11 protein-coding genes and 1 tRNA gene are annotated in these 16,985 nt (G+C 58.9%); all 12 read right to left on the bottom strand.

The annotated features are described in order from the left end of the window. Window positions 1-73: 73 nt before the first annotated feature. Window positions 74-4,237: a glycosyltransferase gene (locus AC13F2_RS08365; protein ID WP_482965076.1), complete on the bottom strand. Its 4,164-nt coding sequence runs from the start codon at window positions 4,235-4,237 to the stop codon at window positions 74-76. Beyond that, complete coding sequence (locus tag AC13F2_RS08360; RefSeq protein ID WP_482965075.1) at window positions 4,237-6,996, bottom strand: FkbM family methyltransferase; 2,760 nt, start codon at window positions 6,994-6,996, stop codon at window positions 4,237-4,239. The genes AC13F2_RS08365 and AC13F2_RS08360 overlap by 1 nt, the downstream gene beginning before the upstream one ends. Before the next feature lie 212 nt (window positions 6,997-7,208). Continuing rightward, window positions 7,209-8,105, bottom strand: a complete 897-nt coding sequence (locus tag AC13F2_RS08355; RefSeq protein WP_482970461.1) for a GDP-mannose 4,6-dehydratase — start codon at window positions 8,103-8,105, stop codon at window positions 7,209-7,211. 93 nt (window positions 8,106-8,198) lie between these two features. Further along, the gene (gmd, locus tag AC13F2_RS08350) at window positions 8,199-9,233 is read right to left on the bottom strand and encodes a GDP-mannose 4,6-dehydratase (protein ID WP_482965158.1); all 1,035 of its coding nucleotides are present in this window, start codon (window positions 9,231-9,233) and stop codon (window positions 8,199-8,201) included. A gap of 793 nt (window positions 9,234-10,026) precedes the next feature. Beyond that, a tRNA-Gly gene (locus tag AC13F2_RS08345) sits at window positions 10,027-10,100 on the bottom strand. A gap of 46 nt (window positions 10,101-10,146) precedes the next feature. Next, window positions 10,147-10,758: an OmpA family protein gene (locus AC13F2_RS08340; RefSeq protein WP_482965073.1), complete on the bottom strand. Its 612-nt coding sequence runs from the start codon at window positions 10,756-10,758 to the stop codon at window positions 10,147-10,149. A gap of 4 nt (window positions 10,759-10,762) precedes the next feature. Further along, window positions 10,763-12,616 carry a cation:proton antiporter gene (locus AC13F2_RS08335; RefSeq protein ID WP_196847340.1) on the bottom strand — a complete coding sequence of 618 codons (1,854 nt, stop codon included), beginning with the start codon at window positions 12,614-12,616 and terminating at the stop codon, window positions 10,763-10,765. A 102-nt stretch (window positions 12,617-12,718) separates the two neighbouring features. Then, entirely contained in the window at window positions 12,719-13,249 is a 531-nt protein-coding gene (locus AC13F2_RS08330; RefSeq protein ID WP_482965072.1) for an adenine phosphoribosyltransferase, read from the bottom strand. A gap of 80 nt (window positions 13,250-13,329) precedes the next feature. Then, the gene (locus AC13F2_RS08325; RefSeq protein ID WP_482965071.1) at window positions 13,330-14,181 is read right to left on the bottom strand and encodes a cytochrome c1; all 852 of its coding nucleotides are present in this window, start codon (window positions 14,179-14,181) and stop codon (window positions 13,330-13,332) included. An 18-nt stretch (window positions 14,182-14,199) separates the two neighbouring features. Continuing rightward, window positions 14,200-15,495 carry a cytochrome b gene (locus tag AC13F2_RS08320; protein ID WP_103024649.1) on the bottom strand — a complete coding sequence of 432 codons (1,296 nt, stop codon included), beginning with the start codon at window positions 15,493-15,495 and terminating at the stop codon, window positions 14,200-14,202. 23 nt (window positions 15,496-15,518) lie between these two features. Further along, on the bottom strand, window positions 15,519-16,091 hold the full coding sequence (gene petA / locus AC13F2_RS08315) for a ubiquinol-cytochrome c reductase iron-sulfur subunit (protein WP_103024650.1): 573 nt from the start codon (window positions 16,089-16,091) through the stop codon (window positions 15,519-15,521). A 228-nt stretch (window positions 16,092-16,319) separates the two neighbouring features. After that, window positions 16,320-16,982, bottom strand: coding sequence for a peptidoglycan editing factor PgeF (gene pgeF / locus AC13F2_RS08310; protein WP_301641938.1), 663 nt, complete (start codon window positions 16,980-16,982; stop codon window positions 16,320-16,322). Window positions 16,983-16,985: the final 3 nt, after the last annotated feature.

The following is a 16,985-nucleotide window of genomic DNA, read 5'->3' as shown; positions in this document are numbered from 1 at the left end:
ATAGCAGAGCGCAGCCATTTGCCTGCCTAACCTGCGGCTACATGGCGGGTTGGCTAGCTGTTCTTATTGCTCCTCACCAAACCTCGCTGGTCTCTATGAGCAACTCTCCTTTATCGACCGTCTCGACGATGCGAGGCGTCAGGCTTATTCCAGCCAACGACAGGTCGCTGCCGTCTGCAACCCATAGCCGGACTTCTACACTTTCTGCACGTTCGGTCATGACATAGTCGCCTTCAACGATCCATCGATCACCCATGTGCATCAATGGTGCGGTAAAATGCACCTTGGCGCCCCCGTCTGAGACAATGTCGATGGCTTCCGAACCGTCTAGGCGGGTTATGTCCCCTTCCGCCCTGATAGTCCAGGAACCGGCTTCGAGCGGTAGGTAGGGGCCAAACGCAAGAAAGCCAGCCTCTGCATTGGTGCGTATATGCGTGCCATCTGCGACGCCCACCTGCGAATGCAACCGATGATCGCTGCCCCAAAAGCGAAGAGCGCCATCCGGCAGCCAGCGAAGATAGGGCTGATTGATGCGCAGGACGCAGGCAAGCAGCGCATCGGCACTTTGCGCCCAAGTCAGCCATTTCATTCGCCGGGGCTTTGCCACGCCCTTCTTGGGTTTGAGCAGGTTTTCAATGGCCTGCGCCAGAACGGCAGGTTCCGTGGAATCGGGGAAGTAGGTTGCGGCGTCGCCCGCCACTTCGCGGAACACCGGAATATCGCGTGCCAGGACCGGCAGATCGTAGCGGGCCGCTTCAATCAGCGGCAGGCCGAACCCTTCGCCCTGGCTTGCCGCGATCAGATAATGACACGCCCCGTAGACCGCGAAAAGATAATCGTCCGCTATGCCCTGAAGCCAGAACAGACGCTTGCCCAACTCGAGATGATTTTTCAGTCGGGCGATGAAATCGTCCATCATCCAGCCAGGCTTACCGACGATGACGAAGTTGGCATCGACACCCTTGGCCCACAGCATCTCCATCGCATCGAGCGTCTGGCGAAAGCCCTTGCGGGGTTCGACCGTCGCGACCGACAGGAAGGAAGGTGTTTCCCGGAGCCGGGCGAGCTGAGCGTCCGCCCCCGCGGGCAGAGCATCGGACGTGGCAGATGACATTTCGGGGTCGCAACCCAGATGAAACCAATCGATGTCCAGCGGGGTGATGCGATCTGGGCCGTAATGGTCGAGCCATTCACGATATTCGTCCGCGACCGCCCGCGAAATGCAGACCACGCCGTCAAACTCGGAAATCACCTCCAGCCATGCATGGTGACTGGGTCGGGCACCGGGGAAGAAGAATTCGGGTGCGATCGCCGGCAGCAGATCATAGATGATAAAGCAGACCTTGACGCCCATGCGACGCCATTCCCGCAACATGGGCCGTTGCTGCGGCACGATGGCGGGCTGGAGGTCGAGGCCGACGAAAATGTCCCCGGCGACCGGCTCGACCTCTTCGTCCTCGCTCCAGAAAGGCCAGATGTCGAGCATCCGGCTGGTGAACTGGCGGGCATAGCGGTAATTGGGCTTGTTCAGTTCCGCATAGACGGGCTCGACGATATAGTCGGCCGGAGGGTTGAGCAGCCACTGCTTCAGGATCGAGCGGACCACGCGTTGGATACCCGAACCCCAGTCCCGCTGGACCAGCTCGGAAATGTCGACCAGCAATTTCTTGCGCCGGAGCGCCGGAGGAGCATTGCGGCCCATCGCCTGCACCAGGTTGAGCCAATCGCTTTCGTTCAGGGCGAGGTTTCTTCCAGCTAGCTCTTTTTCAAGGCCGGACTGGCCGGTTTCGGCCCGCGCATAGGTTGCTTCGATAGCCTCCGCATAATCCGCTGCACAGCGGCGGGGATCATTATGGCTGGCGATCCGGGCTCGCGCGCGATCCCCCATGTCCCGGCGCAGCAAGGCATCGGCGTACAGCTTCGACAGCGCCTCGATCAGATCGTCGTCGCTGAAATCATCCGGCATCATCCATACGGCGTCAGGGTCCAGCTCTGCCATGGAGCCATTGGCATTGACGATAGTCGGCAGCCCGACATTCATGCAGTCGAGTACGGTCCCGGATGTCTCTCCACGGGAAAGGGTCCGCAACTGGACACCGATATCGGCCGCGGCCAGCCATTGACGGAAGCTGGCCTGATCGGCCCAACCCGTGATCTCGATTCTGCCCGCCGAGCGGCTTGAACGAATGCGCCGGACCAGATCCTCGCCATAAGGCCCGGGATTATTTTCGCCCACGAAGATCAGGTGACAGTTTGGCTGGTCGGCGAGCGGACTTTCAAGCCATGCCGACAACAGCCGGTCGTTCATCTTCATCGGGCCGAGAATTCCGAAGCTGCACACGACGAAATCGTCCGGGCCCAGCCCCAGGATCTTGCGGGCGGCGACACGGTCGAGGCCGGCAGCAGGCTGACGCAGATGGGGAATCAGCGCCCAATCGTCACCCACGCCGTCGCCATAATAGGTCCGGGCAAGCTGGCGCGAGAAATCAGCGTGGACGATGACGTCCAACGCGTGCTGAAGCACCTCCATATTAGCAGGATAAGCCCAGACGACATCGGCCGTGTCCTCCGCCTTGAAACGGTGGACGACCGCCGGCCAGCCATGCGCCTCGAACAGCGCGCGCGCCCATGCGCCGGGCTCCTCGTCATACACGTCGCGGTGCGCCACGATGCCGGACAGGAAGAAATCATGAAGCATGACCACGCCGGGATAGGCGCGGATCAGGTCGAACATGTGCGAGTGGAAATGCGAATTGCCGAAGTGATACAGGATGCGGTCGAAGTCATGCGCATGCTGCTTGAACCAGCCGATCGACCGCATCTGAAAGTTCGCGGCGATCGCCGGATCGCTGATGCTGTCCTGGCGCACGATCACGTCGATACGGTAATGGCGCGCGAGATCCGGCAGAAGTTCGGCACTGTAATCACTGATCCCGCTGGCCTCGGGTGGAAGCGGCGAGATATAGGCCAGTCGGGGCTTCCGCGTTGAGACGCTCCGGGGCGGCGGGCTGACGGTGCGTCGCTCGTGCGCGATCGAAAGCGCGTCCCACGCGGCTTGCGCGGTCTGATCCCAGCTGAACCGTTTGGCTTGCTCCAGTCCGTGCCGTTCCAATCTTTCCCGCAACGCATCGTCCGTGAGGACGGCGCGCATCGCCCGGGTGATCGCGGTGACGTCATGCGGGTCGAACAGCGCCTCGCTGGTCCCGATCACTTCGGGGAGGCTGGAACGGTTGCTAGCGATGACGGCACGACCACATCGCATGGCCTCGAGGGCCGGCAGGCCGAACCCTTCATGCCATGAGGGAAAAACAAACAATTTGCACGCTCGGTAGCAGGCGAGAAGGTCATCTTCAGGAATGTAGCCGGTTAGAACCAACTCATCGCCGCCAAGCCCATGCTCTTTCGCCAGCGCGGTCAGCCGATCCCGGTCCGCTGGCTGAATGGAGCACACGACCGCAAGCTGATGCGCGCTACGGAGGGCAGAAGGCAGCATGGCATAGGCCTTGATCAGCCCTTCGATATTCTTGCGGTGATCGATTCCACCAGTGTACATGACAAACGGACGCACCAGTCCATAGGTTTTACCAAGCTCCGCCCGGCGCTTGGCGCTGACCGGAGCGGGGCTGAAATGATCTTCGGCTGCGGTCGATATGTTGACCGCTTCCTCCTGCCCGGCCCCAAGCCATTCGATCGCCTCTTGGCGGGACGATTGGGATATGGCGAGCAACAGGTCCGCGTCGCGCAGATGAGCCAGCTTGCGCTCGTACCATTTGGCCAACACGGGGTTCTGGAGATAGATGCCGCTGTTGATGAGCGGAATGAGATCATACAATACGACCGCGGTCGGTATGCGGGTGGTGAACCGCCCGATGCTCGAAACGACATCGTCCCCCAATCCTTCGAAAAGCGAAGTGATGAGCACGAAATCGGGGTTGAGGCTGGCGAGAAACTGCTCGCGCATCAGTTCGGCAGCTTCGCGCCGCGCATCGCACTGGGGATCCGCATCGTGAACCGGCCCTGCCAAATGCATGATCCGGATCGCCTCAGGCGGCAATATATTCTCAAGCGCCCGGCGCAACGGCTCAATGGTATCCGGGAACAGGGCGCTAAGCACCACGATCACCTCGTGCTTGCCCCGCAGGCGGGCCAGCCCGCGTGTAAGCGACAAGCAATAGCGACCGATGCCCCGATTGCGGTTAGATCCCTGCGCACCCTGAAGATCGACGACGAGACGCATTAGGCGTGCGCTCCAACGCTCTTGAGTGTCCGCATGCGGTGCAGAATGTTCCGTGCGTGGGGGCCACTGATCCGGGCGGTATCTACCTTGTGGAGGGATGGCGCAGCTGCCGCCAGCTCCGCCCGTTGGCTCTCCACGAGGCGATCAAAGCGTGCCTGCGCATCGTCGCGGATCAGCGCAAGAGCGTTGTGTGTGTCGATTCTGGCCTGATCCAGCTCTGCACGCAGCCCTGCTTCGCGAGCAGCAAGCGCAGCAAAAGCATGTTCCCCTTGCTCGCGCAATGCATTGGCCGCCCTTTCAAGCATTTCGTGCGATTGCGCGACGATTGATTTTATATGGGCCTGTCCGCCCTCTTTGGTTCGTGCAATGCGAACCGCATTGGCTTCGCTTTCGATATTTCTAATCTGCTGTTCCCACCGTTTCCGACCGAACCAGCGCCACCCTTGCCTGCTGCGCTTATGAATCTTCACGAGCCGCTCCAGTTCATAAGAAACCGACCGATGATCGACCGCCTCGTTGGATGCAGCGACATCCGCCTCGACGGCTGCACGGCTCTTGCGTTGAATTAGAGCCTCATAATGCGCGAGACCGTCCGGGTCCGCCCTGCGTCCCAAATAATTCTGGTAGAGCCATTCGATAAATTCCGTGTCGCTACCTTGTTCGCGTTGTTTGCACCGACGAACAGTGGCCTCGACCGACTGATAGATCTCAGCAATCATGGCGACGCGGCCGCATCCCAGATGCAGTGACCGTTCGCGGGCTCTTTGTTCAGATGATGAAGGCGCGCGGCCCAGCAGCAGTTTGAAGCTTTGGTGGACAAGATCGGGGGTCGGGAGCGAGAGAAGATCGACAACGGACTGGGCAGGCTGAAATGTTGCTTTCATAACGTCCTTGGGTTCGGCATCGCCGGCTGGCACAGGAATGGCGGAATAAATCGAAGCCATTGCAGGCTCAGCCGAAGGTTGGTCGATCATATGTTCGCGCAAGAGCCGGCGCAGGGGTTTGGCAAGAGCCCAGCTTCGACTGTTGATGATTGCGCTCATGCGGTTTTTACTATGACTAAGTTGCTTTGCAAGCTCATCTTTCTCCGCATGCGCTGCCGCAATCGTCTGTTGCTCCCGTCGCTCTAATTCGACAATTCGGAGCTGCGCTGATCGTTCACCCTCGATCGCCGCGTCAGTGATACGGGCAATTTCACCTCGAAATGCCTCAGCTTGCTTGATTAGCTCCGCTTGATGGGCCAGCGCCCGGTCTGCCGTCATATGTTCGGCAGCCACAATCCGGTTATGAGCATCGAACAGCAGGATCTGACTTTCTGCCCGCTGGCGTTCGGCCTCGGCGCGCAGCCGTTCTGCATCCTGTGCAGCCTCAGTCCGCAACCGGTCCAGCGCTTCGTGCATCTGATCCCGAATTGCGCGCTCCTGCATTACCGCAGCGTCACGCTCCCGGTCCAGCGCACGCTGCGTCTCGCGCATCTGGACCAGCGCCGCAGCGACGCGCTCTTCTGATGCCTGTAACACAATGCGTTCTTCGGCCAGACGTGTTTCAAGCCGGGCTGCCTCCACTGCGGCGACGCGTTTGACCGCGTCTTCGCCCTGGGCAAGCAATTCCCGCTCTCGCGTGGCCATGTCGGTCCGCAGACTCTCGATCCGATCGCGGGCCTCAACCAGATCGCGCTGCAGCGCCGCGACTTTTACATCCGCGTCGTGCGTAAGACGCCGGATATCACGCTCGCTAGCGGCGATCAGGTCAGCCTCACGCGCCGAGGCAACGGCGCGATCGCTTTCTAACGCGGCGCGCATTGCGGCAATCTGCTGTTCTAGACGAGCCTTATCGGCTGCCGCCGCAATCGCACCATCTCGCTCCCGCGCGGCAATCTCTGCCAAGCGGATTTCTGTTCTGTTCCGTTCTCGTTCGCGCAGGTCAGCCAATTCGGCATCCGCCGTGCGCCGAAAATCGGCGATTTGGCGTTCGGCTTCGCTTCTCCAATGTTCGCTGAGCGCGTCGGTTTCCGAGCGCATGTCGGCGAGGCTGCTTTTCAGTGTCTCTATTGTGCTCTCAAGGGCTTCGATGTCCGCTTGGTGCAATCGTTGGACGAGGATCGCGTGATCAGACAAGGGATCGAACTGGAACCCGTCGAAGATGTTGGGTGGGAGCGCGAAATGATCGTCCAGCGTGCGATGCGCGTCGCTGATGTAGAAGCGATTGAGGCCGTCATAATAGACATGGTGATAGCCTTTGGCGATGATCAGTTCTTCCCAGGATTCATGACTGGGCGTCTGGCTGCCGGGAAGATTGGCCTCTATCACGACGATCCAAGGACGCCGTAGAGACGTGCGCCAGCTTTCGAGCACCTCCCGCTCCATGCCCTCGACATCAATCTTCAGCCAGTGGATATCATCCGATGGGGCAAGCGCGAGAAGTTCGTCGAGCGAAACCGTGGGGACGGTGATTTCCCGATATGGGTACCCGGCGGCGGCATGTGCCTCCGCAATATCGCGACGGCCGGTGGAAAGGCCTGTGTCGGCGATGTTAAAAAAGGTGGCTGTCCCCTGATTTTCCGAAACAACCGCCGCGATAACCGTTTCGTTTGGACGGTCCTTGCGCAACATGTCAGAGAATTCGGGTGTCGGTTCGACATGGATGCCGCGCCAGCCATGTTCGGAAAATATCTTGCTGACGGAATCCTTAATTGGATGTTGTGCCCCTACGTCGATGAAGAACCCGGCCCCCACGTCACCAAGGGCCCGCCAAAGCATGACGTCCTCAAAGTTCTGGGAGCGGGATCGGATACCCATTGATCAAAAAACTTCCTGATGATGACTTCCGTTGGCCGGGACCGGCTTTGAAAAAGCAATGGCTCCAAGCTTGCGCTGCCTCGATCGAGTTAAGACCCTACGGAGCGGGCATTTCCCGATATTGCGGCCCGGAGAAATGCCAAGGGTGTTTTGGCATCGCCGAGCACGTAATATTATCTTCCAAGCATCCAAGCCAGTGTGTCGCGAAAGTCGTGGATCGCCCGCTGTCCAGTCAGATTTTCGATCTTGCTGCGGTCACCCCACAGCGTTTTCACCTCGTTTGCGCGAACGAAGGCGGGATTGACTGCAACATCGAAATCATGCCCCGAAATCTCTTTGATCATCGCGATGACATCGTAGAGCGTTTGCGCCTTACCCGAACAAATGTTGAAAATCTGGCCTATAGCGGTAGGATCATTCAGCAGCGCAGCGTAAGCAAACGCCACATCGCGCACGTCGGAAAAGTCGCGCGCTATTTCCAGATTTCCAAGTTCGATTGCCGTCGCGCCACGCCGGACATGATCAATGATCTTTGGAATGAGGAAATTGATCGCCTGCCCAACACCAGTATAGTTGAAGGGCCGAGCAATGATGATCGGTAGCTGGTCACGATAGAGACGAGCGACGAACTCCATCGCCAACTTGCTGACGGCATAATCGTTTATAGGATCGGGCGCGACGGTCTCGTCGATCGCTCCACTAATACGATTGCCATAGATGTTGGCGCTGGAAGCAAGGAGTACAGCGTTGGCGCTGCCGGCGGCAACCACCGCCTCGAGTATGTTGCGGCTACCCACCACGTTGGTCCGGTAGATATCTTCGATTACGCCATGAGAGACGAAAGCGATCGCAGCCAAATGCGCAACTTTGTCGGGCTGCACATTGAGAAGGATATCAGTGAGACTCTGTGCATCGTTGAGATCGCATACGTAGCAAGACGAAAGGCTTTCAATCGGCGTGGAAAGTTCGTTGTGTGAGATTCCGACCACCTGGTGCCCCTGCTCTGCCAGTGCGGTTGCTAAATAGCGACCAGTGAAGCCATCCACGCCGGTAATCAAAACTTTGCTCATAACCACCTCACCGTCGCTGAAGTGCATTACCTGGCGGCATCTGGCACCGCCGGGTAAATGCCGTTCTAATTAGCCGACCTTCGATCACGGAACTCAAAAAGACGCATTCACGCTGTTTCGAACGAGGTCGGCATCGACCATCATTTTGCAGAGTTGCTCTAACGTCGTTTTGGGCTTCCAGCCTAGCTTGTTAATCGCCTTTTCCGGATCGCCGATCAGCAGGTCAACTTCCGCGGGGCGATAGAATTGCGGATTGACCCGCATGACCGTTTTGCCGGTGGCGATGTCGATCGCAACTTCCTTGTCTTCCTTGCCGGAGAATTCCACCTCGATATCCGCGGCCTTGAACGCCATCTGCACGAAGTCGCGAACTGTTTCCGTACGGTTGGTCGCAAGAACATAGGTGTCGGGCTCGTCGGCTTGCAACATCCGCCACATGCCCTCGACATATTCTTTGGCGAAGCCCCAGTCACGCCGCGGATCGAGATTGCCTAGTTCCAGGCAGTCAAGCTTGCCGAGCTTCACCTTGGCAACGCTGTCGGTGATCTTGCGGGTCACAAATTCTCGGCCTCGCAGCGGGCTTTCATGGTTGAAGAGAATGCCGCTGGATCCGAAAATATTGTAGCTTTCACGATAGTTGACCGTGATCCAGTGCGCATAGAGCTTGGCAACGCCATAGGGGCTGCGCGGATAAAAAGGCGTGTCTTCCTTTTGCGGCACGGCCTGCACCTTGCCAAACATCTCCGACGTGCTCGCTTGATAGAAGCGGATCTTTGGATCAACGATCCGGATCGCTTCCAGCAGATTGAGCGGACCAATGCCGGTAATTTCAGCGGTTGTGATGGGCTGGTCGAAGGACACGCCGACAAAACTTTGTGCAGCAAGGTTGTATACTTCGGTGGCACCGGTCGTCTGTAGCAACCGGATGCTGGATGAAAGATCCGTCAGATCGTATTCCATCAAGGTCAAATTAGGGTGATTGGCAACGCCGACCTCCTCGATCCGCCAGAAGTTTACGGAACTCGTCCTGCGATAGGTGCCATAAACCTTGTACCCCTTGTCCAGCAGAAGTTCGGCTAGATAAGCACCATCTTGGCCCGAAATTCCGGTAACTATTGCAGTCTTCATGTAGTCCCTCGTGTAAAAAAGGCATCTGGCCCAAGCCAGCCATAGTGAACGCAGCGGCCATGTCGACGATCCTAACGCCGGATGCAACTCTAGGCACAGCGCTAAAGCAAAATTCTCTACTAGCCTAACGATGGCTGTCTGCTGATCCAGATTGCCCATATCTACTCTGCTCGGTGCGCGAGTGATGCCGATCATTCCCCCGGCCAATTCGATTCGGTATGTTTTTGCGAACGAACGCTTCCTCTATGACCGAGCGCAGGCCAAATCTCTTCGCATGTCCTTTGGCAATGCGCTTCAGCATCGATCGGTGCGGCGGCTTTTCTTGTGATAGGGCTATTGAGCTTCCCCTTGGAGTGCTTGCTCTTCTTCGATTATCAGGCTGTAGCTACTCAAATAAACCGCCCGGTGTTGCTCTTGCTGTGCCAGGACTGCCCGACACTGCCCAGGTCATTGGTTGCGCACGCACACCAATGTTCGAACCGGGCCGTTCATCTGGGCCGGGCGGAAGTGGTTTCTTTAGCCGAACATTGGATGGTGAAATCAACCGGCTTGATCGACACCCGTCATCGCGACGTTGGTGTACTCTGCTGCCAGCGCCAAGAAGATCCACTCTGCCTTGTGCCGCGCGTGTGCTTTTTCGCTGTGACTTTCTATCGAGGGATATTGCCGTCAGTCTTTTAAGACTTGGCCGTCAAAATGGCGGCATTGGTTGGCAACCGGACGAGCCAAGGCACAAATCAATAAGTTTTCAAGGGCCTTATATCACTTTTTTAGTGCATTTTTGGAGTTGGGTTGGAGCGGGTAAGGGGAATCGAACCCCTCTAGCCAGCTTGGAAGGCTGGAGCATTACCACTATGCTATACCCGCTCGGGTCAGGCGCCATTGCCACCGAAGCCGCGCCTGCGTCAACACGCTATTGCGTTTCTTTGCTTGCTTCGCCTTCGTCATCTTCTGTTTCTGTCGCCAAGCTTTCAGCCAGGGTAGGTTTTTCGACCTCCGCCGGCTGTTCTGCGGTGTACACCTCTATCTCGACTCGGCGATTTGCCAGCCTGCCCTCTTCATTTGGCGAACCGTCGGGAAGCGCGTTGGGCGCTGCCGGATTCTGTTCACCGAAGGCGATGACGGAAATACGGCTCGCTTCCACATCGTTTTCGACAAGCCAGTCTCGAACGGCTTCGGCGCGGGCACGAGAGGCTCGCATGTTCGCATCGTCGCTACCGCCGCTGTCGCTGTGTCCACGAAGGACGATAGCCCCTCCGCCGGTCACCTGGGGCGAGGCAAGTACGGTCGCCAGCTCCGCACGGGCTTCCTGAGAAAGTTCGGCGCCATCCGGAAAGATGATCCGGGTCTCCAGGGATTCCGGCGGGCTGAGGCTATCAATCGGCTCGACCTGAAATTCCGGACGGAAGATCGAGCGTTTACCTTCAGCGGGTTCTTCCGGGGTGGTTGGCGGTTGTTCGCTGTTGCACGCCGCCAAGAGTAACGTCGAAACAACGATTGCGACGTGGTGTTCATGCCGGTTCATCAATTCATGTTCCTTGCTCGGCGGTCTTGCTGCGCTTTCGCTCGCGTTTCGCGGCCGCGTCCTGTGCGGTACGTTCTTGTGGTGGAGCGAAACTGACTATGACATCGCCAGCCCGCGGTTCGGGTCTTGCCGCATGGGTGAAGAAGCGGATCGTCCCATTCTCTCGCAGCAGCAATAGCATTGCTGCCGCATCCGGCAAACGCTCGCGCGCTGCTTCGAAATCGAATTCGTCGGAGAGCTTCGTTTTGCGGAAGACCCATCCGCGCGAGAGGCGCTCGTTGACGTCTTCGACGCCGAACCCGCTTTCGAAGAGTGCGCGGCCGCGAATGCTGCTGGGAAGCGAATGTCGATCATCTTCATCCACAGCATCGCCGAGCTGGAAGACGGTGTCTCTGCCTATTTCGTATGCAAACTCGTTGCAAACCAATGCGTTATAAGCCTCGTTCTCCGTCGCGGCGACCAGGACGGCGTAGGGGGTAAGATCCAGATTATGCTCGGTCGCTTCGTTGAGGATTTCGCCGTGATAGAACGGCAGGCCATTCTGCCGGGCTAGTGCGAGACGTTGCCAGCTCGCATCGACGACCATGACCGGCGCCTTGAGCTCTTTCATCATCATCGCCAGCGATATGGTCCACGGCGTGCTGCCGACTATGATGATGCCCGGCCGATTGCTGCCTTTCAGGTTCAGCAGCTTGGCGACCAGATCGATCGTAAAACCATGGGCGACAATCGTTACGACGACCACGGCAAAGCTGAGGCCGATCAGGGCAGTCCCGTCATAGCCGATTTCTTCCAGGCGAAGTGCGAACAGGCCGGAGATTGCGACGAGCACGATCCCGCGAGGGGCAATCCACGCAAGAAAGAGCCGCTCGTTCCATGGAACCGAACTGCCCAGCAGGCTGAGCAGTATCGTGGCCGGGCGGACCAGGAATAGCAGCGCCAGCAGGAAGAGGCCGAAATTCCAGTTGAGGTATGCCAGTTCCTCGAATTTCAGGCTCGACGACAAGAGGATGAAGATACCGGAAATCAGGAGAACGGCCACGTTCTGTTTGAACGGATGGATGCTCCGCAGGGACGTCACGTTCATGTTTGCCAGCGCCACACCCATGACGGTGACGGCAACAAGGCCCGCCTCGTGCTCGATCTGATTGGACAGAACGAAGACCACGATCACCGCCGTCAGCAGCACCGGAACCTTCAGGAATTCAGGGACGGTACCGCGCGGGAAGGCCCACGCGATCGCTGCTGCAGCCACATAACCGATTACGCCGGCAAGGATTGCTGCGAAGATCAGCGGCGGGACGACTTCGAACAGGCCCGAACCCGGCGACGCGGTGACTGCACGGAAATATTCATACGCGACAACCGCGAACAGGGCGCCGATCGGATCGTTGACGATAGCTTCCCACTTGAGGATCGCCGCCGGTCGCGATTTCACCGATGATTGCCGCAACAAGGGCATGACGACGGTCGGGCCGGTGACCACAAGAATACCCGCAAACAGGATCGCCACAGGCCATTCGAGCCCGCCGATCGAATGTGCGGCAAAGGCCCCAAAGACCCAGGCGATCGGACCGCCCAGGATCACAAGGCGCCAGACAGCTTCGCCTGCGTGCCGCAATTCGCGGAGGTCGAGGCTCAGGCCGCCCTCGAAGAGGATAAGCGCAACGCCGATCGCCACCATCGGATCGAGCAGTTCGCCGAAGGCATGTTCGGGATCAAAGAGCCCGAAGACCGGACCCGCCAGAAATCCAGCGGCCAGCATGAGGACGATTGCTGGCCACCCGGTACGCCAGGCAAGCCATTGAGCGCCTATGCCCAACATGCCCACCATCGCGATGACTAATGACTGTTCCATGCCCCCCTCTGGCTGCGCGACTATATCGCTAGTCCGGGCGCCCACACGGCGCCAGCCCTACCAATGCCCGACCCTGGCATTATTTCCATCGCTATGCGCGATTCATGCGCCGGCGAAATTCATCAATGCGCGTACGTCGACCGAGCGTTCGGCGAGCTTTTCCCGACCACCAAGTTCGGGCAGATCAATAACGAATGCGGCGCGAGTGACCAACCCGCCCGCATTTCGCAACAATTCCGCCGCAGCGGCAGCGGTGCCGCCTGTTGCAAGAAGATCGTCGACGATCGCTACCGCTTGCCCGTGTGCAATGGACTGCGGGTCCATTTCCAAACGGTCGACGCCATATTCGAGTTCGTAATCTACGCCGATAACGCGGCAAGGCAACTTTCCGGGCTTGCGTATCGGAATGAACGGCAATTCCAGCCGCGCGGCGACCGCCGCACCAAAGATGAAGCCGCGCGCCTCCATGCCGGCGATTGCCTCAGCACCCGAAATTTCCCTGGCAAGCCATTCTATCGTGGCGGCAAAGCCAGGCCCATGACCGATGAGGGTGGTAATGTCGCGGAACTGGATTCCTGCCTTGGGAAAGTCCGGGATTGTCCGGACAAGGGCTTTGAGCTCGTCAGGCGTCATGGCGTCGACCCTCCAAACAAAGAAGCCCCTTGCATCCTGACGATGCAAGGGGCGCATATCATCTTGAGAAAAGAGATAATCTAGGCGTCTTTGCGCTTGGTCGCTGCCCAGATCTGCTTCTTGGAGAAGTACGCAAGCACAGTCGCGAAAAGCAGGAAGATCAACACCGGCCAACCTGTCTGCTTGCGCTTCACCAACGTGGGTTCCGCTGTCCATGTCAGGAATGCGGCTACGTCGGTAGCCATCTGCTCGATGGTGGCTTCGGTGCCATCGTCGAAGGTCACCTGACCGGCAGTCGTCAGCGGCGGAGCCATGGCAAGGTTGAGGTTCGGGAAATAGGGGTTGTGATGCAGGCCCGGAGCCGGCGCGGCTTCGGGATGTTCTGCCAACAGTTCCGCGGACGGTTCCTGATAGCCCATCAGCAGCGAGGCGACATAATTCGTGCCATCACGGCGCGCCTTGGTCATCAGCGAGAGATCAGGCGGAATGGCATTGTTGTTGGCTGCAGCCGCTGCGACATTGTTGGGATAAGGCGACGGGAAGTAGTCCGTAGGCAGGCCAGGACGCGTGGTCGCTTCGCCGGTGTTCGGGTCGATACCGGGCACCTGCTTGGATGCCGCGAAAGCCTTCACCTGACCTTCGTCATAGCCGATCTGTTCGAGATCGCGGAACGCGACGAACTTGAGGCTGTGACAGGCCGAGCAGACTTCGTTGTAGACCTTGAAGCCACGCTGAAGCTGCTGAACGTCCCATTTTCCGAAAGGCCCATCGAACGAATAGGCGATATCCCGCGGCTCTTCGTAAGGAAGGTAAGCGGGTGCCTCTTCCGTAATCGCGGCGTAGGCGCCGACCACGAAGGAATACAACGCTACGACCGCGAAGCCGAGGCCGACGAGAATTGCGACAAGGCGGATGCTGAGAAGCTTGGTCATTTCTTTTCTCGTACTCGCTTAGGCAGCCGTCTTGGCGTTTTTGCCGAGCACTGCCTTGTCGTCCGAGCCGAGCACGGCTTCGGTTATCGAATAGGGCAGCGGTTCCGGCTTCTCGATCTGGCTGACGATCGGAATGATCACCAGGAAGTGCAGGAAGTAGTAAGCCGTGGCGATCTGGCTCAACATCACGAAGGGTTCTTCGGCCGGCGCACCGCCGCAATAGAACAGCACGGCCATGGCAGGGATGAGACCGAACCAGAAGAACTTGCGGAACATCGGACGGTAATGGCCGCTGCGCACAGGCGACTTGTCGAGCCAGGGGAGGAAGAACCAGATCAGGATCGAACCGAACATCGCGATCACGCCCATCAGCTTGGCCGGAATGAACAGGAAGTCGACCGTGAAGGCGCGAAGGATCGCGTAGAAGGGCCAGAAGTACCATTCGGGCACGATGTGCGCCGGCGTCGAAAGCGGGTTCGCTTCGATGTAGTTATCCGGGTGACCCAGCGTGTTCGGCAGGAAGAATACCAGCGCGAAGTAGAGGATCAGCGCCACACCCAGACCGAAGCCGTCCTTCGCCGTGTAATACGGGTGGAAGGGCAGCGTGTCGCTTTCCTGCTTCACTTCCACGCCCGTCGGGTTCGACGATCCCGGAATGTGGAGCGCCCAGATGTGCAGGATAACAACCCCTGCGATTACGAAGGGCAGCAGGAAGTGGAGGCTGAAGAAACGATTGAGCGCCGCATTGTCCGGAGCGAAGCCGCCCAGCAACCAGACCTGAATCGGCTCGCCCACCAGTGGGATTGCGCCAAACAGGCCGGTGATGACCTTGGCGCCCCAGAAGCTCATCTGACCCCAGGGAAGGACGTAGCCCATGAAGGCGGTGGCCATCATCAGCAGGAAGATGACGACGCCCAGCAGCCAGATCATTTCACGCGGGGCCTTGTACGAGGAGTAGAAGAAGCCGCGGAAGATGTGCAGGTAGACGACGATGAAGAAGAAGCTGGCGCCGTTGGCGTGCGCATAGCGCATCATCCAGCCCCAGTTTACGTCGCGCATGATATGTTCGGTCGTGGCAAATGCCACCTGGGCGTTGGCAGCATAATGCATCGCCAGCACCACGCCGGTCACGATCTGAAGCACCAGGAAGAAGCCGGCCAAAACGCCGAAATTCCAGAAATAGCTCAGATTGCGGGGAACAGGATAGCCTGCACCGACAGCGTTATAGACGAGGCGCGGCAGCGGCAGCTTCTCGTCGAAGAACCTCATGACCGGATTGGTCGGGGTATATTCCTTGGCCCAGGGAAAGCTCATCGTATCGTCTCTTCTCTCTACGCTCAGCCGACCTGAATGACGGTGTCCGAGGTGAACTCGTATTCCGGCACTTCGAGATTTGCCGGCGCGGGACCCTTACGGATACGGCCAGCCGTATCGTAATGCGACCCGTGACAGGGGCAGAAATAGCCGCCGTATTCGCCTTTGACTTCGCCTTCGGCGGCACCGAGGGGAACACAGCCGAGGTGAGTACAGACGCCCATGGTCACGAGCATGTCTTCGTGACCTTCCTTCGTCCGTTCCTCGAGAGTCTGCGGATCCCGCAAGCTGCTGGTATCGACGGCGTTGGCCGCCTGGATTTCAGCACCCGTCAGGCGACGCACGAACAGCGGCTGCTTGCGAAACACTGCCTTGATGGCCTGTCCCGGCTCGATCGCCGAGACATCGACTTCCGTCGAACTGGCGGCAAGGACGTCTTTCGACGGCGCCATCTGGCTGATCAACGGATATACGACGGCAAGACCGCCGATACCCGCAGCACTGACTGCAGCGATGTCGAGAAAGTCACGGCGGCGGATACCGTCATCGGTAACGACTGCCGTTTCGGAAGTTGCGGTTGCAGCGGTGTCTGCCATCAGCGCTTTGCCTTGCCTGCCTTGGTATTGCGCCGTGGCCCGGACGGGTTAGGCGCAGAGTGCGAATCCATGGCCGGACCTATCCGAAAGCCGGTACGCCCGAATATACGGTACGTGCGCGGAAGCCCCCAGTGTGCCCGGTTTGGACGCGCCTCTAGCCGCTATGCGGCAGGTTGCCAACCGCCATTTTGGCAAGCTTTGTACGTCAAGGTGCAATCGCGGCAGGGATCACACGGGTAGTGCGATGACGCTGAGCTGCCTGCCCCCGGTTTCCTCGCCCCGATGCGTTGCGCGCCTGAACGAGAAGAAGCGATGGGGCTGCGCATAAGTGTCTTCGCGCAGATCCTCGATATCGCGGACACCTGCATCGCTCAGGCACTGGTACACATAGGCTGGCAGATCGAACTGGTAATGGCCGGGGCGCCCGGCTGCGAAGAATGGTGCATCGCGATTGTCGAACTGTTCGCGAAATCCCTGATCGACCTCGTAGCTGCCCTGCGCGATCGTGGGGCCGATTGCCGCCTTTATATCGGATGCATGTGCACCCAGCGACACCATCGCCGCCACCGTGTGTTCCAGCACGCCGCCCACTGCTCCGCGCCAGCCAGCATGCGCTGCACCGACAACGCCGGCTTTGGCATCGCTCAGCAAGACCGGAGCACAATCGGCGGTGACAATGCCCAATGCGATACCCCGCCTGGCGGTGACGAGCGCATCGGCTTGCGGTGGTTCGGGCCATGGCTCATCGACGATCACGACCGTCGCCGAATGTATCTGGCGCGGACACATCAATTTCGCGCCGCGGGCTATGTCGTCGGCTTCCAGACCAATCGACGTCGAGAAGCCATGGGGAATGCCATCGAGCAGGTCGGCCTTCAGGAAACCACTCACCAC

It is taken from the genome of Qipengyuania sp. L-5Y, from assembly GCF_056859455.1.
The sequence above is the reverse complement of the archived record's forward strand: the minus strand, read 5'-3'. Positions and strand labels throughout refer to the sequence as shown.